The sequence below is a fragment of the Neorhizobium huautlense genome (genome assembly GCF_002968575.1).
GTDB lineage: Bacteria > Pseudomonadota > Alphaproteobacteria > Rhizobiales > Rhizobiaceae > Neorhizobium > Neorhizobium huautlense.
The window spans coordinates 151,998-171,142 of record NZ_PVBM01000006.1; the positions used below are offsets into that span (position 1 = coordinate 151,998).

The following is a 19,145-nucleotide window of genomic DNA, read 5'->3' on the forward strand; positions in this document are numbered from 1 at the left end:
CTTCCTCAGACGTCGTCGCCCGTCGTGGAACGCGCCCAGTCCATATAGACCTCCAGCGCCTTGCGGGCGACCGGGCCTTCCTGCAGCTGGCGGTCCTCGAACCTGTTGACGGGGACGATCTTGGAATAGTTGCCGGAGGTGAAGATCTCGTCGGCATCGGTGAAGTCTTCGACCGACAATGTCGTCTCACGGACGTCGAAGCCTGCCTTCCGCAACAGCCCGATGACGCGCGAACGGGTGATGCCGGCAAGGAAGGTGCCGTTTGCGACCGGCGTCATCACCACCCCATCCTTGACCATGAAGATGTTCGACGAGGCGGTTTCGGCGACATTGCCGTTCATGTCGCGGGCAAGCGCATTGTCGAAGCCGCGGTTGCGGGCATCCAGGATCATGCGGCCGCTGTTGGGGTAAAGGCTGCCGGTCTTGGCGGCGGTCATCGCCACTTCCGGGTTGGGGCGGCGATAGGGCGAAACCGTCAGCGAGGAGGGTTTTGCGGTGTGCATCGGCGCCTCGAAGAGGCAGAGCGCGAAACGGGTCGATTCCGGGTCGGCCGTGACGACGCTGAAGGGCATGCCATGCTCGCTCCAATACATCGGCTTGATGTAGATCGCGGTCTTGCCGTCGAACTTCTTCACCCCTTCCCAGGCGAGCGCCTCGATTTCCTCGGCCTGCATCACCGGTTTCATGCCCATGTTCTTCGCCGAACGGTTGACGCGCTGGCAATGCAGATCGAGGTCCGGCGCGATGCCGTCGAACCACCGGGCGCCGTCGAACACCGTCGAACCGAGCCACATGGCATGCGAAGTCGGACCGACGAGCTTCGGATTGCCCTCGAGCCACTCGCCGTCCACAAAGGTCCAGGTGGTGGTGCGGGCGGATGTATCGACGGCCATTGGCATTCTCCTTGAGGTTCTTCGAATTGCGAGCCGAGTGAAGGCCTCAGCCATCCGGAACGTCAAGGAGAAAGTTGTCGACCTGTCAGACCCGAACGCCCTGGCTTCCATGCCAGTTCGTTGAACTCACAATGCTTTTTTGATAACCAGCACTGCAGCGAATGGAAGCATCACAAAAAATCATGCGATCTTGAGGGCGGACCGGACAGGGAACCCGGGAGCTGGTGATGCGTTCCCGCTCCGCCGCGCGCCGGGCAATCACCCTCCGGGCGGAAGCGGCAGGAACGGAACCGGCTGGACATGACCTCCTTGTTGGCAGAAGGTGAAAGTTGCTGGCGGATTGCCCGCGCCGAACGGCTTTCGGTCATCGTCGACGCAGCCGATTTCTTTCACTATGCCAAGCAGGCGATGCTCAAGGCGAAGCGGTCGATCTACCTGATCGGCTGGGATTTCGACACGCGCATCCGGCTGGAGCCCGGAAGAAAAGATGCGCAGCGGCCGGACAAGCTCGGACGCTTCCTCAACGCGCTCGCCAGGAAGAACGACAGGATCGACATCCGGATTCTCAAATGGGACGTCGGCCTTCTGGCTTCGCTGACGCGTGGCGAAACGCCCTTCTACATTCTTCGCTGGCTTTTCAACGACCGCATCCATCTGAAGCTCGATGGCGCCCATCCACTGACGTCGGCCCATCATATGAAGCTGCTGGTCGTCGACGACCGCCTTGCCTTCTGCGGCGGCATCGATATGACGGCCGGTCGCTGGGATACGCAGGACCATCGCGAGGACGATCCGGCCCGGCGTTCTCCGATGGGGTTTGCAGAAGCGCCCTGGCACGACGCGACGAGCTGTTGTTCGGGACCGCTGGCGGCGGCCCTTGGAGAGCTTGCCCGCGAACGCTGGAAGACGGCAACCGGAGAAACGCTCGAACGGCACGTGGTGGAAAGCGACCCGTGGCCGGAAGATCTTGTTGTCGAATACGAGAATATCGACGTGGGGATAGCCCGCACCGCGCCTGAATATCTCGAGCGCAAGCAGGTCACCGAAATAGAAAATGCAACACTTGCGATCATCGCGGCAGCTGAAAAAACCCTTTATGTCGAGAGCCAATATTTCGCCTCGCGCCGCGTTGCAGAAGCCATGGCCAAGCGCCTCTGCGAACCGGACGGGCCGGAAATCGTGCTTGTCAATCCGGCCGGAGCGGAGGGCTGGCTGGAATCCAAGGCGATGGATTCAGCCCGGATACGCCTCATGAAACTCGTCCAGGACGCCGATTGCGGCAAGAAGTTCCGTATACTTTATCCCGTCAACGAGGCCGGCACGCCGATCTATGTCCATGCAAAACTGATGATCGCGGATGACCGCGTCCTCAAAATTGGCTCAGCCAATCTCAACAATCGCTCTATGGGTTACGATACCGAATGCGACCTCATCCTGGAGGCCAGGGAGGACCAGCCGGAGCTCCGCCAAAAGATTGCCGAGGAACGCGATGCGCTGCTCGCCGAACATCTCGGCTGCTCAAGGGAGGATGTACAGAACGGCCTTGAGCAGGCGAATGGGTCGATCCTCCGCGCCATCGACCTGCTCAATCGCGAGAAGGGCCGCGGCCTGCGCCCGGTTCCAATGCGCGAACTCACGCCGGCCGAAGAGCTTATGGCAGAATCCGACATGGCCGACCCGGAACGCCCCGCCGGCATGACTTACCGCACATCCGCTTTCCTGCGGAAAAGGCTGCACCGCCGGCCGGCAGGGTCGTCATAGGATCGGGGCAGATGCGAACTCTGCCGGCCTTCCTTACGGATTGCGCGGCGGAGGCGCGCCCCGCAACAGATTGGCATGGGAAGGGTCGGGAGCATCGAGCCGGCTGTCGGCCTGAGGCCATTGGCCGGGGTCGTTCATCCAGACGATACTCAAAACACACCCGATCAGGATCAACAACACCGCAATAAAAAGCCAACGCATCAGTTCGGGAACTCCACTTCTCCGGGAATGGAAAGATTTCAGGCGGTATGGAACCGGCTGAGGAAGCCGCGGATCAGCGGCACGACTTCGTCGAGGTTGGTCTCCAGCAGCCAATGGCCGCCATCGAGCAGGTGCAGTTCCGCCTTCGGCAGATCGCGCAGATAGGCCTTCGCGGATTTTTCCGGCATGTAGCCGTCCTGCGGCCCCCAGACGATCAGCGTCGGCGGCTGATGGTCGCGCAGATACTGCTGGTAACGGGGAAACCATTCGACGTTCTCGCGAAGCTTGGCGATGACGTCGACAGCTATCTGGCGCCGGCGCTCGTCCGTCAGCGACCAATGCAGTTTCCAGAGGTCGGGCGAGATCCGCTCGGCAAGTTCCGGCCGCACCTCGTTCAGGAATTCCTCCCTGAACCCTTCCTCGCTCACCGCGTCGGCGATCTTCTGCCTCGCTTCCGCCGTGGGATTGCGCCAATACTCCTGGAGGCCTGCGTATTTCGGACCGAGAACATCCTCGTAGATATCGCCGTTCTGGATGACCAGCGCCGCGATGCGGTGCGGTTTCTTGATGGCCAGACGAAGACCGATCTGCGAACCGAAATCATGGAGATAGAGGGCGAATCTCTGCAGGCCGAGTTTCTGGGTGAAGGTGTCCAAGAAATCGGCGAAACCGTCGAAATCGTAACGGAAGCCGTCCGGCGTGTCGGTATAGCCACTGCCGGGAAAATCCGGCGCGATGAGGTGCCATCGGTCGGCAAGCCGGGGCATCAACGCGCGGAATTCATACGACGAACAGGGATAACCGTGCGGCAGAAGCAGAACGGGAGCCCCTGCCCTTCCCGCTTCCCGATAGAAAATTTTCATACCGGCAAGGTCGAGCCATCTGTGCTTGACCTGGATCTCGTCGAGGCCGGCGTCTGGGATCATGTCCATGATCATCCTCCGTGACGATATTTTATTTCGGCATCTTTCAGCCGGAAATAATCCGTGACCCTTACAGCAGAACATCTTGGCGGTGATGCGGCAGCGCGGCAAAACGGATTGACTCGGGACGGCAGCGACTGCACCGTTGCAGCTTTCGTCCCGCTAAACTGTCAGGAAACCATGCCGAAGATCCGCAGGATGTCGCTCACCCAGGAACTGGTCGATCTCTGCTTTCGCGATGAGACCGACCCGGGCCCTCCGCCCTCCTGGCAGCCGATGACCGAGGAGGATTATGCCTCGCTGACGGATCGCCTGACGCAGGAAGTCGGCGACGGGCCATTGTGGATCTTCGCCTATGGTTCACTGATCTGGAAGCCGGGCTTCGATTCCATCGCCTCGCGGCGGGCAACCGCATTCGGCTGGCACCGTTCCTTCTCGCTCAGGATCGAGCGCGGCCGCGGCTCGCCCACGCAACCGGGACTGATGATGGTGCTTTCGCGCGGCGGGCGCTGCGACGGCGTGATCTACCGGGTGGCCGACGACGAAAAGCGGATGCAGATCGAAAAAGCGCTGCGCCGCGAGGTCAGCAATCGCGACAGCCTCACCTCGATGCGTTGGCTGCCGGTCAGGACCGAGGAGGGTGACACCGTGCGGGCGCTGACCTTCTGGGTCGGCGGGAACAGCCAGCGGCTCATTCGCCCGCTCCTGCCGCTTCACGATGTTGCACCGGTTCTCGCCCGTGCCTGCGGGCACCGCGGCTCCTGCGCGGAATATCTCTACAATACCGTCGTGCATCTTTCTGATTTCGGCATCCACGACCGTAACCTCTGGCGCCTGCAGGAACTGGTGGCGGAGGAAATCAAGGTGCTTCACGCCCAGACCTCGATTCGCGAACACGCATAACCGGTTGCATTGTCGAACCGGTTAGGCTATTCAAATACCGGTTTTACAGTGCAATCGGTTTGGGAGACCGCAAATGCGTCCAGTTCTCTATTTTCATCCGTTCTCGTCCTACTGCCAGAAGGTTCTGACGGCGGTTTACGAAAACGGTACCGCTTTCGACGCCCGTATGTTGGGACCTGAGGATCCCTCCGCCTATCAGGAACTCACCGCAATGTGGCCCGTGAAGCGCTTTCCGGTTCTGGTAGACGACGGAAAACCTGTCTTCGAGGCGACGATCATCATCGAATATCTGGGAGTTCACTATCCCGGACCGGTGAAGCTTATTCCAGACGACTTCGATCAGGCGCTCGAGGTGCGGATGCTCGACCGGTTCTTTGACAACTATATTTCCACACCACAGCAGCGGATCGTCTTCAATGCCATCAGGCCGGAAGACAAGCGCGATGCCTACGGCGTGCAGGAAGCGCGCGACATGCTGGATGCCGCCTATGGCTGGCTCGACCAGCGCATGGCGGGACGCGAGTGGGCGGCATGCGACCGGTTCAGCCTGGCCGACTGCGCGGCAGCACCCTTCCTCTTTTACGCCGACTGGACGCATGAGATTGCCGACCGCTTCGCCAATGTGCGGGCCTATCGTTCGCGCCTGCTTGCCCGTCCCTCATTTGCGCGGGCGGTGGACGAAGCGCGGCCCTACCGGCAGCTATTTCCGCTCGGCGCCCCGGACCGGGATTGAACCGGGCAGGTCCAGCCAAAAGGTTGTCTTGACGCAGGAGAACTTGCCGTAGTTGTATTGCCCGTCATTTCTCGGCAAAGCGGTGCAAGGTGACTTCGATGCTCGATGGACTGTCTTACCCGGTGATCGTCGTTCCAGGAATCACTGCAACCTATCTCGACGATCACTATGCGCTGCCGCCCGATACGGTCTGGTCGGTAATCAATAAGGATTACGACCGGTCCGCTCTGCATCCGGACAACCTGCGCTTCGAGGCGACCGAACCGGCGCTGGTGCGGGGCGGCCAGCTCTTCGAGAGCTGCTACCGGGAACTCATCGAGGAGCTGCGCTACAATCTGAGAGCGAGGGAGACCGAACCGGTGCCGGTCTATCCCTTTTCATACGACTGGCGGCAACCGCTCGACGATACGGCCCAACAGCTCGGCCGGATGATCGACGAGGTGATCGCACGCACCTTGCTGATGCGCCACTACGACAAGAAAAACTACGGGGCCGATCCCAAGGTCAATCTTGTCGGCCATTCCATGGGCGGGCTGGTGATCACCAATTATTTGCGGAGATTCGGAAGCGCGAAGAAGGTGGCGAAGGTGGTGACGCTCGCAACTCCCTATCGCGGCTCCTTCGAAGCCGTGATCAAGATTGCGACGGGAACGGCAAATCTCGGCACCTCGCCGCCAAGTTCTCGCGAGCGGGAGGCGGCGCGCATGACGCCGTCGCTCTATCATCTCCTGCCGGATCTTCCAGACGCCATGACAATCGAAGATGCGTCGCTGCCGAAAACCCTCTTCGACCCCGCCGTCTGGCAACCCTCCATCACGGAAACGATCGCGGAATACATTCGTCTGCGCGGGCTGAGGCAGGCGGACCGGCAGCAACAGGCACGGACGCTTTTCAAGGCCCTGCTCGACGACGCGAAAGCGACCCGTCAGGCGCTTGCCGGGTTCAAACTCGACGATACCTCGCTTTCAGAGGAGGACTGGCTTTGCGTTGTCGGCGTCGATGCAGACACCCGCGTCGCGCTGAAGATCGCGCAACGTCAGGGGCGTGCGGAATTCGAGTTCAGGAGCAGCGACCGGGACAACAAGTGGGGCAATGCGGATGACGGCATTCGGCGCCGGACGGGCGACGGCACCGTGCCCTATGACGGCGCCATCCCGCATTTCCTTCCACTGGAGCGGTTGGTCTGCGTTCGCCCGCACGATTACGGCTATTGGGAATTGACCGATCGGGCCGCCACCCAATTCGCCGGCTTCCACGGCATCCTGCCCAACATGGATATGCTGCATCGACTGATCGTGCGTTTCTTCAAGAAACAGCGGGATACGCATGGCAATACCTGGGGCTCGCCACCTGTCGGCGTCAGCAAGGAAAGCTGGCGGCCTCCGCTCGTCGGAGGCCTGGAAGCCAAGAACAGGGCATAGCGTTGCCGGCAAAAAGACGTCAGAAGCTGCTGTCAGTCGCAATCGCATGGCCGTGCATGGCGGCCCAGATCATCCGGACCTCGCGCCGGAGAACCGCACTGGGACGCACGCCCCCGCTCGAATAATTGCTGTATTTCTGCCGATAGGCCTCGATGAAGGTCGTCACGGCTTCCATCACATCGTCGTGCTGAATCACCTTGCGGCGCAGCTCCTCCCGCTCCGAATGCAGCATTTCAAAAGTTTGGACCAGCAACCTCAGGTCTTCCATGGGGATGCTGAGATGCGGCCGCTCGGCGGAAGCGGCGCTGACTTCGGCGCGGAGACGGTCGAGGATTTCGTTGAGTTGTTCGGACATGGTCAGATTCTCCTGAGCCCACCGGATATCCCAAGAAAATCGGCCAAACCATGGCAGGAATGAGGCGATTAGGACACAGTGCGTGATCAAAGACGCGCCGCCAGGAAATCAATATAGGCGCGGATACGCACCGCCAGATGCTCGTGGCCCGCGTAAACGGCGTGGATTTCCTCTATATCCTCCGGGTTGAAATCCTCAAGGACCGGAATAAGACGCCCCGCCTGGATATCCGGCTCCACATGAAAACGGCCGACACGCCCGATGCCGAGGCCGGCAAGGCAGAACTGCCGGATGATGGAGCCACTGCTGGCCTTCAGGCTTCCCGAGACGGGGCGGATATCACGCCGCCCGGTTTGCGGATCACGAAACGGCCAGCCTTCCACCGCGCGGCGGAAATTGAAGTTGATGCAATTGTGGCGGGAAAGATCGGCCGGCGTTTCCGGCGTGCCGTGCCTTTGAAGGTAGCTGGGCGAAGCCATTACCACCTGCCGGCTTTCGCCAAGCTTTCTGGCCATCAGAGCCGAATCGCGCAGCGATCCGTGGCGAATCGCGATATCTACCCGCTCGCGAATCAGGTCGACCACATCGTCGGTCAGTGTGATATCGAGCTGCACCTCCGGAAAGAGCTGCAGGAATTCGTCCGCCAGCGGAAGGACGTATCTTTCCCCGAAGCCGACCGAGGCGTTGATGGAAAGCGGCCCGCGCGGCAGCATCCGCCCCCCACCGGACACGACCTCTTCGGTATCGGCGATCTCTGCAAGGATGCGCTGCGCGCGCGCCAGATACGTTTCGCCTTCCGGCGTGAGCTGCAGCAGGCGGGTTGAGCGAACCACAAGACGCGTTCCGAGACGGTTTTCGAGACGCGTCACGAGCTTGCTCACCGCCGACGGAGAGAGCTTCAGCTTGCGCCCGGCGGCGGAAAAGCTTTTGAGCTCCGCGGCGAGCGCGAAGACTTCCATTTCGCCGGCACGGTTGTCCATTCCTCATCACCTGTGACTTAAATTCACAAATGATTATCCGCTTGTGCGGCTACACAGGCAAGTCCCCGATGACGATATTGCAGTGCAGAAGGCCTCCTGGTCATCCAGGGGCCAATGACCATCAACTCCCTTTCTCCCAAAGACGAGGATCCAAGCCAATGCCTCTCGCTCTCTACGCGTTGACGGCCGGTGCCTTCGGCATCGGGGTCACCGAATTCGTCATCATGGGCCTGCTGATCGACGTCAGCAGCGACCTCGGCGTGTCGATCTCCGCCGCCGGCTTGCTGATTTCCGGCTACGCGCTCGGCGTCGTGGTCGGTGCGCCCATTCTCGGCGCGCTCGCCGGTAGGTGGTCGCGGAAAACCCTGCTGGTGAGCCTGATGATGGTGTTCACCATCGGCAATCTCGCCTGCGCGCTCGCACCCGACTACTGGACGCTGATGGCCGCGCGTGTGCTGACCGCATTCGCCCATGCCTCCTTCTTCGGCGTCGGCTCTGTCGTCGCCACCAGCCTTGTTGCTCCGGGCAGGCAAGCCTCCGCCATCGCCGTCATGTTCACGGGCCTGACGGTCGCAAACGTCCTCGGCGTGCCCTTCGGCACCTGGCTCGGTCAGGCCTATGGCTGGCGCTCGACCTTTTTTGCCGTGACCGCAATCGGCATTGTCGCGCTCGCAGTCATCGCGCTTCTCGTTCCGAAGGACAAGCCCTCCGAGGACAGGCAAGAGGCTTCACAGAGCGTGCTGGCCGTGCTCGGCCGCCGCTCCGTCATCCTCGGTCTGCTGACCACCGTGCTCTCCTGGGTCGGCGTTTTTGCGGGCTTCACCTATATCGCGCCGATCCTGACCGGGATCACCGGCTTTTCCGAAGCCGCCGTCTCGCCGATCCTGCTCGTCTTCGGCGGCGGACTGGTCATCGGCAATCTCCTCGGCGGCCGTTTCGCGGACCGGTATCTCGTGCCGACGATCGTTGCGAGCCTCGTCGCGCTCTCCGCCGTCCTCATCGCCATGACCGCGGCGATCCACCAGCCGGTATTTGCCGTCATCGCCATCGGTCTGTTCGGCGCTGCAGCCTTCGCCACAGTCTCGCCTCTGCAGATCTGGGTGCTTCAGAAGGCTGAAGGCGCCGGCCAGGGGCTCGCCTCCTCCTTCAATATCGCAGCCTTCAATCTGGGTAACGCGATCGGCGCCTGGCTCGGCGGCGCGGTGATCGATGACGGCCCCGGCCTCGGTTTTGTCACTCTCATTGCCGGGCTTGTCCCGCTTGCGGCTCTGGCCGTGGCGCTGATTGCCATCCGGCTGGACCGCCAGAACACCGATACGCCCGCTGCCGCGCTTGCCTGCCCCGCCGAATAGAACTTCAACAAGGATAGAAGCCATGGAATATCGCAATCTCGGACAATCAGGCCTTAGGGTGCCAGTCTTGAGTTTCGGAGCCGGCACATTCGGCGGCTCCGGTCCGCTCTTCAGCCATTGGGGCACGACCGATGTGGCACAAGCCCGCCGCCTCGTCGATATCTGCCTCGAAGCCGGCGTCAACCTGTTCGACACGGCCGACGTTTATTCGAACGGTGCTTCGGAAGAGGTGCTCGGGCAGGCGATCAAGGGCCGGCGGGACCAGGTGCTGATCTCCACCAAGGCCAGCCTGCCGACCAGCGACGGGCCGAACGACTGGGGCTCCTCCCGCTCCCGCCTGATTGCTTCCGTCGAGGCCGCATTGAAGCGGCTCGATACCGATCATATCGACATCTTCCAACTGCACGCCTTCGACGCCTCCACGCCGGTCGAGGAAGTGGTTTCGACGCTCGATCAGCTCGTTAAGGACGGAAAGCTGCGCTATATTGGCGTCTCAAACTTCTCCGGCTGGCAGATCATGAAGTCGCTCGCTGCCGCCGAAAAACATGGTCAGACCCGCTATGTGGCGAACCAGGTCTATTATTCGCTGGTCGGCCGCGACTACGAATGGGATCTGATGCCGCTCGGGAAGGACCAGGGGCTCGGCGCGCTCGTCTGGAGCCCGCTCGGCTGGGGGCGGCTCACCGGCAAGATCAGCAGAAACAAGCCGATCCCGGCCAGCAGCCGTCTGCACGAGACCGCGGATTTCGGCCCGCCCGTGGACGAAGAATTGCTTTACCGCGTTGTCGATGCGCTGGAAGAGGTGGCTACCGAAACGGAGAAATCCGTGCCGCAGGTGGCGATCAACTGGCTGGTCGGCCGGCCGACTGTCTCCTCGGTCATCATCGGCGCCCGCAACGAGGAGCAGCTTCGCCAGAATCTCGGCGCCGTCGGCTGGTCGCTGACGAAAGAGCAGGTCGAAAAGCTCGATGCGGTGAGCACGGTGACGGCTCCCTATCCGCATTTCCCCTATCGCCGGCAGGAGGGTTTTGCCCGTCTCAATCCACCGATTGCGGGGTAACATCCGAAAGGACGGAGGTTGATCCGGCAAGAAATCGGTCCATTTAATACGGGCCTTTCGTTTCAGGCCCGGCGCATGTCGGGCTTCCCACAGGAGTTCCAGATGTTCACAGTCAGCGCCAACGGCGCCAATATGCCAGCCCTTGGCTTCGGCACCTTCCGCATGCCCGACGAAGACGTTTTCCGCGTACTGCCGGAAGCCCTGAAGCTCGGCTTTCGCCATGTCGATACGGCGCAAATCTACGGCAACGAAGCCTCCGTCGGCGAGGTCATCGCCAAGTCCGGAATTCCGCGTGCCGACATCTTTCTCACCACCAAGGTGTGGGTCGACAAGGTGGGCCACAACGCTTTTATCGCATCGGTCGACGAAAGCCTGAGGAAGCTTAAGACCGATCATGTCGATCTCCTGCTCCTCCACTGGCCGCAAAGCGAGATGCCGCTTGCCGACCGCATCGGCGCACTGAATGACCTCGTCAAAGCCGGCAAGGTGAAGAACATCGGCGTTTCCAATTTCTCGACCGCGCTGATGGCCGAGGCCGTGAAGCTTTCAGATGCGCCGATCGCCACCAACCAGGTGGAGTACCATCCGTATCTGAGCCAGGCGAAAGTGCTGAGCGAGGCGCGCAAGCACGGCATGTCTCTGACCGCCTATTACCTGATGGCAGACGGCAAGGTGCCAAGTGACGCGCTTTTGAAGGATATCGGCGCCAAGCACGGGAAGACGGCCGCGCAGGTGGTGTTGCGCTGGGCGATCCAGCAGAAGGACGTGATCGCTCTTTCAAAGACCGCCACCGTTTCCCGCCTGGCCGAAAACTTCGACGTCTTCGATTTCGCCCTGTCGCTGGACGAGATGGAAGCGATCCACGGCCTCGCTCGCCCGAACGGCCGCATCGTCAACCCGGGGCATCTCGCGCCGGAATGGGATAAGTGAGCGTACCGTCTCCCTCGCGCGAAGGAGACGGTATGTATCCTCAAACGAAATAGAAGTCCTCCGCGGCAACCGCCGTGCCGCGGTTGACGGCAGCAAAGATTACCGCCGCTCCGTCGCCGGAGCCGTCAGCGTCGAACAAGAGACGACCGGAGCAGGCGTCGTAGATGATCCGGTCGCCCTCGTCCAAAGCGCGCCTGCCCTCCACGAAGGCATCGGCATCGAGTGCTCCCGGTGCGGCCCCGCCGAAAACCGAACCCGCCAGCCGGAACATATCGTCGGCAGCGATGAAGTCTTCTATCCTGTCGCGGTTTTCCGGTGTGAGCGGTGCATCGAACAAGAAGGTGTCGCGTCCCTCCCCGCCGACGAGCACATCGCGGCCGGCACCGCCGGCGAGGACATCATTGCCGGCGTCGCCGTAGAGGTGATCCCGGCCCGCGCCTCCGACGACCTCGTCATTGCCCGCACCGCCGCGCAAACGGTCGTTGCCGGTTCCGCCATCGATCAGATCCCCGAACCGGCTGCCGGTGATCCGGTCGTCGCCGCCGAGTGCCGCAAGCAGCACCGGATGATCGCTTGCGTCATAGCTGAAGACATTTCTGGCATCGGTGAGCGTGATCTCTTCGGCGGGCGGTTCGATCGTGATCGTGATGGTCGCCATATTGCTGTTGCCCTGGCCATCGGTGGCATAAACCGTGAACGTGTCGGTGCCGATAAAGCCGGCGGCCGGCGTATAGTCGAAGACATTGCCGTTCAGATAGGTGGAATGATGATGCAGGCTGCCGCCATAACTGCCCTGCGGGAAGGGATAATATCCTTCGTCGAATTGCGTCTCCTGCTCCAGCGTGCCGTGATCAGGACCATCCACGACGACGAAAGTCAGGAGATCATAGTCGATATCCGAAGCACTGAAGCGGACGTCGATCAGGGTTTCGCCCGGCGAAAGCTGAAAGTCCATGTCGTTGACGGTCGGTGCATGGTTGACGAAGGTTTCGGGCGCGATCGCGCCGCCTTCCAGAATGATCTGGTGCTCACCATACTGGGTGTTCTGGCCGCCATAATATTCGTTGGCGCCTAGCCAGGTCACCGTGATGTCGTCCGGGCTGGCCGCGGTTACCGAAATGACCTCGGTCGAAAGATAGGCGGCCTGGGCCGAGAGAGCCCGGATGAAATTGCCCTCGTTGTCGAATACGAACGTTTCGAGCGTCGTGAAGAGCTCCGTTCGGCCGTCATTGGTGAAGGTCGTGACGGTAAAGAAGCCTTCGAACACGTCAACGGAGGCGAGATCGACCCAGCCGAAAGGAAAATCCGTGCGGGCGCCGACCGGTCCGAGCACGTCACCATCGGTTTCAGTGATGTTGAAGAGGATCGCGTCCGGGCTCTGATTGTCGGTGTCTTCCCATATCTCAAGCTCACTGCCGTTGCTCAAAGTGGGCATGGTCTCGTCCTTCGCTGTCGGGGAAACGGATCTGCGGATGTCCCAGCCAGAAGCGACATAGGCCGGCGGATGAGGAGATCAAGAAGCGGCAATCACGGCCGGACATTTGTTTCGTCCGGCCGCCACGTCGCTGGCGGTCGACGCTCTCCCCGTTCCGCAAAAGCCGGTCAGAGCCACCCTCTCCGCTTGAAGTAGAGATAGGGCAGCGCCATTGAGACCACCATGGCGACGATTGCCAGGTGGTAGCCGTAGTGCCATTGCAGTTCCGGCTGATAGGCGAAGTTCATGCCGTAGATCGAGGCGACCAGCGTCGGCGGCAGGAAGACCACCGAGGCGACCGAGAAGATCTTGATGATCTGGTTCTGCTCGAGATTGATCAGCCCGAGCGTCGCATCGAGCAGGAAGTTGATCTTTCCCGACAGGAAGGCGGAGTGATCGCCGAGCGAGGTGGCATCCCGCTGCAGGAGTTTCAGCCGCTGGCGCAGTTCCTTGGAAAGCTTCCGGTCGACGCCGTCGAGCGCTGCATAATAGGCGACGGCGCGCGAGACGCTGACGAGGCTTTCCCTGACGACGGTGATGAACTCGCCCTTCTGTCCGACCTCGCGCATCAGATCCTGCAGGTCGCGGGTCTTCTTGTTGGCCTTGGTCGCCTTGGCGCTGAAAACCTCCTGCGAAATCTGGTCGATCTCGGTGCCGAGCCGCTCCAGCGTATCGGCCATGCGGTCGATGATCGCCTCGATCAGCCCGGTCATGATGAGCTCGCCGTTGTTGCAGTGGAGCCCGGTCCCATTCGGCTTGCGGGCACGGGCCATGAACGCGTCGAAGGGGCGCGGCTCGGAATGGCGGACCGTGAGAAGAACCTGGCCCTTGACGATGAATGTGACCGGAACTTTCCGCGGCGTGCCGGCATCCGGCCTGATCAGCACCGTCATGGTCATGAACTCGGCGCCGTCCTCCTGGTAGAGGCGAGCGGACAACTCGATATCTTCCATCTCGTCCATGGTCGGCACGGCGATGCCGAGGATCTCGCCGACGGTGCGCTCTTCTTCTCTCGTGGGATTGACGAGATCGTACCAGACGGGGGCCGGCTGCACTTCGGCCGGCAGATCGGACGCCAGGGCACCGACTGCGACGGGAGTCGGCGCCACAACGGGCACGGAAGCGACCGGAACAAGGCGATCAAGGTCGTAGGCATGGATACGCAGCATGACGGCTCCTTTTTGGACCATCGGTCCCTCCGGAGCGCGTATCCTTGATGAGAAGGATCAGAGCCCCGAAGAAACGGGTCGGTATGTTGACGTCGAACTTCGACTGTCGGGGTTCATCTCTGTTTGTCCTTTGAAAGAGCGACGCCCGGACGGGCATCGCTTTGCGCCTGAAATGGGCCTCAAACCGCCAGAAGTCAATGGCCTACCGGCAGACGCTCATCTGCCTCAGACGAACTGGGAAAGGCCCGGAACGGAGGCGACGACCGTGTCGACCACCTCGTCGCCGGCGTGCTCGCGGGCGACAGCCATAGTCTCCTTGGCGAGCCCCGTGATCTCGCCCATGCCAAGGCCCTGGCTCATCAATTGCTGGCCGAGCGCCATGACGCCGCCGCCGAAGCTTGCCATCAGGCCGCCCAGCAGACCACCGCCTCCGGCGCCTTCGCCGTTGAACTTGGCGACGAGTTCCGGCGCGCCGGGGATCGCTTCGATCATCTTCGCAACCGCGCCGTCATCGGCCTCGCGCTGCAGGAAACCCAGCATCATGCCGATCGCCTTTTCGGCGACATCGGGGGCAATGCCGACATTCTCGGCCACGCGGGAAACCAGTTCGTTCATCAATCTCTCCTCAGGTTTTGACGTTCACGTCAAGGTAATACACAGAGTCCCGGCCGAAGCCAACAGGCCGCCGGACCAATCTCACGCGTCGCTCGCCGGTTCGCCCACGGTATCCGCCATATAAGCGCCGCGTGTTCCCATGGGCTCGGGCGGGCCGGTGGTCGAATCGCGGGCGGTCTGATGCTCCAGCTCCGCATTGATCTCGGCTCCGACGATGACGATGATGACCGAAACCCATGTCCAGACCATGAAGCCGATCAGCGCGCCAAGCGTACCATAGGTCGCGTTGTAGTCGGCAATATTCGCCAGATAATAGGAAACCGCAATTGAGCCCAGCAGCCAGGCAAGGGTCGCAAATGCCGCACCCCAGGTCAGCCATCTCAATTTGGCCGGCTCGCGGCTCGGGCCGAAGCGGTAAAGAACCATGATGCCGCCGCCCACGAACAACATCATGATCGGCCAGCGGGCCAGGCGGATGATGATCTCCGTCCATTGATCGAGCCAGAGATAGCTGAGAAGTGCCGGCACGCCGCCCATGGCACTCAGTACGATGATGGTGAGAACCAGTGCGCCGAGCGTGAAGAGAAGCGAGATGAGGTTGAGCCGGACGAGGCTGCGCTTTTCCTGCTCCGCATAGGCAACGTTCATCGCCTCGAAGAGCGCCTTCATGCCGGCATTGGCGCTCCAGAGCGCCAATGCCAAACCGCCGATCAGCGCGATCGACAGCGTCGTATTGCGCTCCGAGGTCAAGGCACGGAGCTGGTCGAGGAAGATATTCAGCGCGTCGGCGGGCATGACCGAACTCAGGAATGAGATCCTGTCGGCGATCGCCGCCGGATCGGAGACGAAACCATAGACGGAAACGAGAGCGCTGGCTGCCGGAAAGAGGGCCAGCAGGAGATAGTAAGTGACGCCAGCGGCAATCAGCATCACCCGGTCTTCGCCGATCGCTGCGTAAAGGCGCCAGAAAACATCCTTCAGGCCGCGGGCCGGAATGTCGCCGGGGGTCTCGGCCTCCCTGCCCCTCCCGTCGACCGACCGTGAGGAGCCTGCGGCGCGCAGCGCCTTTTCGGTCGAAGCCATGGATTCGCTGATACTCATGTCTGCAGCCTCCCGCGCCATCGTTTGGCGGACGAGTTTCCGTTGCCCGCCGCCGCGGCGCATCCTATAAACAGCTGGCGAACAACGCGGCGAGGGAGCGCATAGTTGCATGGACGAAACGGGAAAGCTCTTCATCGGCGGCAGCCGCAATCCGGACGATTCGCTCAACAAGGCGGAACATCTGGAACTGAAATTCGGCAACCGCCACGGGCTGGTGACCGGCGCCACGGGCACCGGCAAGACCGTCACCCTGCAGATCCTGGCTGAGGGTTTTTCGAAGGCCGGCGTTCCGGTCTTTGCAGCCGACATCAAGGGCGATCTTTCCGGTATCGCCGCCAAGGGCGAGCCTAAGGATTTCCTGCTGAAGCGGGCCGAGCAGATCGGTTTTGCGGATTACGAGTTCGAACAGTTCCCGGTTATCTTCTGGGATCTCTTCGGCGAAAAGGGCCACCGGGTGCGCACCACGATTGCCGAAATGGGGCCCCTTCTCCTTTCCCGGCTGATGGATGCATCCGAGCCGCAGGAAGGCGTTATTAACATCGCCTTCAAGATCGCCGACAAGGCGGGCCTGCCGCTGCTCGACCTCAAGGATTTTTCGTCGCTCCTGAACTACATGGCAGAAAACGCGTCCGAATTGTCCGGTCAGTTCGGCCTTATCTCCAAGGCCTCCGTCGCATCGATCCAGCGAGGCCTGCTGGTGCTCGAACAGCAGGGCGCCGAACACTTCTTCGGCGAACCGGCGCTCAAGATCACCGATGTGATGCGGGTAAACCCGAACAACGGCTATGGCCAGATCTCGGTGCTTGCCGCCGACAAGCTGATGATGAACCCGAGGCTCTACGCTACCTTCCTGCTGTGGCTGCTTTCCGAGCTTTTCGAGGAACTGCCGGAAGTGGGCGATCCGGAAAAGCCGAAGCTGGTCTTCTTCTTCGACGAGGCGCATCTGCTTTTCAACGACGCGCCGAAGGTGCTTGTCGAACGCGTCGAGCAGGTCGTCCGTCTGATCCGCTCCAAGGGCGTCGGCGTCTATTTCGTCACCCAGAACCCGCTGGACGTGCCGGAGACGGTGCTGGCCCAGCTCGGCAACCGGGTGCAGCATGCATTGCGCGCCTATACGCCGCGCGAACAGAAGGCGGTGAAGACGGCGGCGGATACCTTCAGGCCGAATCCGGCCTTCGACTGCGCCACGGCGATCACCAATCTCGGCACCGGCGAAGCGCTGGTCTCGACGCTCGAGGGGAAGGGCGCTCCCTCAATGGTGGAGCGCACGCTGATCCGTCCCCCTTCCGGGCGCATCGGGCCGATCAGCGACCAGGAGCGCCAGCTGGTCATGGACAAGAGCCCCGTGCTCGGCCTTTATGACGAGACCCTGGATCGCGAATCCGCCTTCGAAATGCTCACTGCCCGCGCCAAGGCGGCTGCCGATGCGGCCGCCGCGAAAAAGGCGCAGGACGAACTCGCCCCCTCCCCGCCCGCAGGCTCCGGCGAAACGACCGGCTGGACCCTGCCGGGCTTCGGCACCGACAAGGACGACGAGCAGAGCCGCACCCAGCCGCGCCGCGCCGGCTACCAGCGCGAGACGCTGGTCGAGGCGGCCATGAAAAGCGTCACCCGCACCGTCGCCACCCAGCTCGGCCGGGCACTGGTGCGCGGGATTTTGGGGAGCTTGAAGCGGTAGAGGCAACGGATACAACCGCGATCGAATCTTGTTGCAAATCCCATGTCTTCGAGATCCTGGCGCAGAAGGTCGTGTTCAACCCGTCCGTTCTCGACAAGGCCTATGACGACACCTTCCCGAACCGGCCGCAGAGCCGCAAGCTTAGGCTGTTCTATTGGTCGATCCGCGGCGAACGGCAGCAGGAAGTCTGGCAGCCGCCGACAGATCAACGAAGCGCGCCGGAAGCGAACAAGCCGGAGCCGGCCAATTCTCAGGATCCCAAGCAATGAAGTTTCTGGAAACAGCGGCGCTTACCGCTTACGGACGAATTCCGTTCGCAGGACGAGGCCCTTGATGGCATCGTGGCGGCAGTCGATCTCTTCCGGATTGTCGGTGAGGCGGATCGACCGGATGACCGTGCCCTGCTTCAGGGTTTGCCCCGCGCCCTTGACCTTCAGGTCCTTGATGAGGGTGACGGAATCGCCATCCTTGAGGAGGTTTCCCGAAGCGTCGCGGACTTCCGCCGCCGCCTGCGCGGCCGCAGCTATTTCGGACGCCGGGCGCCATTCGCCTGTCACCTCGTCATAGACGTAGTCGTTGTCATCGCCTGCCATGGCCGTGTGTCCCCGAAACCGGAATTTGCGCTTGATAGCCTGCCGCTTATAGCAGGAGGACTATCTACGCAAGCTCACGGCGACGAGCCTATCCATCCGTCCCCCCCGCAGAACGCGGACGGCGGACAGGTTGGAGCTCCGCCATAAGGCCGAAGCCTGTCCGACAGGCGGCCGATCTATCTCAGCGCCTGGGTGCCACGAGGCAGAAGAAGGCGCCCTGGGGATCGATGCACTGGATGATCCAGCTGCCGCCGGGAACCTCCATCGGACCATTGACAACCTGTCCGCCGCCCAAGGTGACGCGCGAGGCCGCGGCATCGATCGCTTCCACATTGAAATAGTAGCACCAGCAGGGCATGGGCACGCTTTCCGGCCGCGTCATCATGCCGCCGATCGGCGTCCCGTTATGGGCGAAGATCTTGTAGACGCCCATCGGCCCCATATCCATGTCGTGATCGAGGGTCCAGCCGAAGACTTTCGAATAGAAGTCGAAGGCCTGGTTGCCGTCGCCGGCGTAAAGTTCACGCCAGCCGACATTTCCGACAGCCTCCGGTGCCAGTTCCTGCGGCGGGTTTTCCATCGGAAACGGCTTCATGATGCAGATGACGGCGCCATGAGGATCGGCGACGACGGCAAAGCGGCCGATGCCTGGGATATCTTCAGGCTCGCGCTGCACCTGACCGCCGTTGGCGGTGAAATCCTTGGCGGTCTGGTCGCAGTCGTCGACCGCGACATAACCGGTCCAGTTCGGCGGGATCTTTCCTTCAAGTTCAGGCGGGAAATTCATCATGCCGCCGACGCCCGGGCAGTTGTCGCCCTCGCCCATCTCGAACAGGAAATAGGGGGATTCGAGGTCCGGCATTTCGACCGGCTTCACCTTCCAGCCGATCACCGACGAATAGAACCTCCCGGATGCGTCGGTATCTGGCGTCATCAGTTCGCACCAGATGAATTTGCCATGGGTCTGCGAACGCGACCCAGAAACGGACTGCAACATTGTCCT

At 61.7% G+C, this 19,145-nt stretch carries 20 protein-coding genes; 9 read left to right on the plus strand and 11 right to left on the minus strand.

Going from position 1 to position 19,145, the window contains the following annotated elements; genetic code table 11:
- Nucleotides 1-5 precede the first annotated feature (5 nt).
- On the minus strand, nt 6-893 hold the full coding sequence (locus C5L12_RS09270; RefSeq protein WP_105371751.1) for a branched-chain amino acid aminotransferase: 888 nt from the start codon (nt 891-893) through the stop codon (nt 6-8).
- Between the two features lie 300 nt (nt 894-1,193).
- Here C5L12_RS09270 and C5L12_RS09275 point away from each other — a divergent pair, with 300 nt between their 5' ends.
- Nucleotides 1,194-2,654: a phospholipase D-like domain-containing protein gene (locus tag C5L12_RS09275; protein WP_105371752.1), complete on the plus strand. Its 1,461-nt coding sequence runs from the start codon at nt 1,194-1,196 to the stop codon at nt 2,652-2,654.
- Between the two features lie 33 nt (nt 2,655-2,687).
- Here C5L12_RS09275 and C5L12_RS28100 read toward each other — a convergent pair whose 3' ends face one another.
- Together C5L12_RS28100 and C5L12_RS09280 are read right to left on the minus strand one after the other, a co-directional pair.
- On the minus strand, nt 2,688-2,855 hold the full coding sequence (locus tag C5L12_RS28100) for a hypothetical protein (protein WP_157949013.1): 168 nt from the start codon (nt 2,853-2,855) through the stop codon (nt 2,688-2,690).
- A 38-nt stretch (nt 2,856-2,893) separates the two neighbouring features.
- Nucleotides 2,894-3,781, minus strand: a complete 888-nt coding sequence (locus C5L12_RS09280; RefSeq protein ID WP_105371852.1) for an alpha/beta fold hydrolase — start codon at nt 3,779-3,781, stop codon at nt 2,894-2,896.
- Between the two features lie 177 nt (nt 3,782-3,958).
- On the opposite strand from C5L12_RS09280, the gene C5L12_RS09285 reads away from it, so the two are divergent.
- From C5L12_RS09285 to C5L12_RS09295, 3 genes are all read left to right on the plus strand, one after another.
- Nucleotides 3,959-4,681 (plus strand): gamma-glutamylcyclotransferase, encoded by a 723-nt coding sequence (locus C5L12_RS09285; RefSeq protein ID WP_105371853.1) that lies wholly within the window; start codon nt 3,959-3,961, stop codon nt 4,679-4,681.
- A gap of 73 nt (nt 4,682-4,754) precedes the next feature.
- Nucleotides 4,755-5,414, plus strand: a complete 660-nt coding sequence (locus C5L12_RS09290; protein ID WP_105371753.1) for a glutathione S-transferase family protein — start codon at nt 4,755-4,757, stop codon at nt 5,412-5,414.
- 98 nt (nt 5,415-5,512) lie between these two features.
- The gene (locus C5L12_RS09295; RefSeq protein WP_105371754.1) at nt 5,513-6,835 is read left to right on the plus strand and encodes an esterase/lipase family protein; all 1,323 of its coding nucleotides are present in this window, start codon (nt 5,513-5,515) and stop codon (nt 6,833-6,835) included.
- 19 nt (nt 6,836-6,854) lie between these two features.
- Here C5L12_RS09295 and C5L12_RS09300 read toward each other — a convergent pair whose 3' ends face one another.
- Nucleotides 6,855-7,190, minus strand: coding sequence for a hypothetical protein (locus C5L12_RS09300; RefSeq protein ID WP_105371755.1), 336 nt, complete (start codon nt 7,188-7,190; stop codon nt 6,855-6,857).
- A gap of 86 nt (nt 7,191-7,276) precedes the next feature.
- Entirely contained in the window at nt 7,277-8,170 is an 894-nt protein-coding gene (locus C5L12_RS09305; protein WP_105371756.1) for a LysR family transcriptional regulator, read from the minus strand.
- Nucleotides 8,171-8,328: 158 nt separating this feature from the next.
- Here C5L12_RS09305 and C5L12_RS09310 point away from each other — a divergent pair, with 158 nt between their 5' ends.
- The 3 genes from C5L12_RS09310 to C5L12_RS09320 all read left to right on the plus strand — a co-directional run bounded on the left by C5L12_RS09310 (nt 8,329) and on the right by C5L12_RS09320 (nt 11,512).
- Nucleotides 8,329-9,522 (plus strand): MFS transporter, encoded by a 1,194-nt coding sequence (locus C5L12_RS09310; protein ID WP_105371757.1) that lies wholly within the window; start codon nt 8,329-8,331, stop codon nt 9,520-9,522.
- A gap of 22 nt (nt 9,523-9,544) precedes the next feature.
- Entirely contained in the window at nt 9,545-10,582 is a 1,038-nt protein-coding gene (locus tag C5L12_RS09315) for an aldo/keto reductase (protein WP_105371758.1), read from the plus strand.
- 102 nt (nt 10,583-10,684) lie between these two features.
- On the plus strand, nt 10,685-11,512 hold the full coding sequence (locus C5L12_RS09320) for an aldo/keto reductase (protein WP_105371854.1): 828 nt from the start codon (nt 10,685-10,687) through the stop codon (nt 11,510-11,512).
- Between the two features lie 40 nt (nt 11,513-11,552).
- Here the strand turns inward: C5L12_RS09320 and C5L12_RS09325 are convergent, their stop codons facing one another.
- The 4 genes from C5L12_RS09325 to C5L12_RS09340 all read right to left on the minus strand — a co-directional run bounded on the left by C5L12_RS09325 (nt 11,553) and on the right by C5L12_RS09340 (nt 15,871).
- Nucleotides 11,553-12,947 carry a calcium-binding protein gene (locus C5L12_RS09325; RefSeq protein ID WP_105371759.1) on the minus strand — a complete coding sequence of 465 codons (1,395 nt, stop codon included), beginning with the start codon at nt 12,945-12,947 and terminating at the stop codon, nt 11,553-11,555.
- A 167-nt stretch (nt 12,948-13,114) separates the two neighbouring features.
- A complete protein-coding gene (locus C5L12_RS09330; protein ID WP_245422822.1) occupies nt 13,115-14,176 on the minus strand; it encodes a magnesium transporter CorA family protein in 1,062 nt (353 codons plus the stop codon).
- A 204-nt stretch (nt 14,177-14,380) separates the two neighbouring features.
- Entirely contained in the window at nt 14,381-14,770 is a 390-nt protein-coding gene (locus tag C5L12_RS09335; RefSeq protein WP_105371760.1) for a hypothetical protein, read from the minus strand.
- A gap of 81 nt (nt 14,771-14,851) precedes the next feature.
- Entirely contained in the window at nt 14,852-15,871 is a 1,020-nt protein-coding gene (locus tag C5L12_RS09340) for a YihY/virulence factor BrkB family protein (protein WP_105371856.1), read from the minus strand.
- A 109-nt stretch (nt 15,872-15,980) separates the two neighbouring features.
- Here C5L12_RS09340 and C5L12_RS09345 point away from each other — a divergent pair, with 109 nt between their 5' ends.
- Both C5L12_RS09345 and C5L12_RS09350 read left to right on the plus strand, forming a co-directional pair.
- On the plus strand, nt 15,981-17,549 hold the full coding sequence (locus C5L12_RS09345) for a helicase HerA-like C-terminal domain-containing protein (protein ID WP_105371761.1): 1,569 nt from the start codon (nt 15,981-15,983) through the stop codon (nt 17,547-17,549).
- A gap of 71 nt (nt 17,550-17,620) precedes the next feature.
- Nucleotides 17,621-17,818 carry a hypothetical protein gene (locus tag C5L12_RS09350; RefSeq protein WP_105371762.1) on the plus strand — a complete coding sequence of 66 codons (198 nt, stop codon included), beginning with the start codon at nt 17,621-17,623 and terminating at the stop codon, nt 17,816-17,818.
- A 21-nt stretch (nt 17,819-17,839) separates the two neighbouring features.
- On the opposite strand, the gene C5L12_RS09355 is transcribed toward C5L12_RS09350, so the two are convergent.
- Together C5L12_RS09355 and C5L12_RS09360 are read right to left on the minus strand one after the other, a co-directional pair.
- On the minus strand, nt 17,840-18,142 hold the full coding sequence (locus C5L12_RS09355) for an alkylphosphonate utilization protein (protein WP_105371763.1): 303 nt from the start codon (nt 18,140-18,142) through the stop codon (nt 17,840-17,842).
- Nucleotides 18,143-18,323: 181 nt separating this feature from the next.
- Complete coding sequence (locus tag C5L12_RS09360; protein ID WP_105371764.1) at nt 18,324-19,139, minus strand: VOC family protein; 816 nt, start codon at nt 19,137-19,139, stop codon at nt 18,324-18,326.
- Between the last annotated feature and the right edge of the window lie 6 nt (nt 19,140-19,145).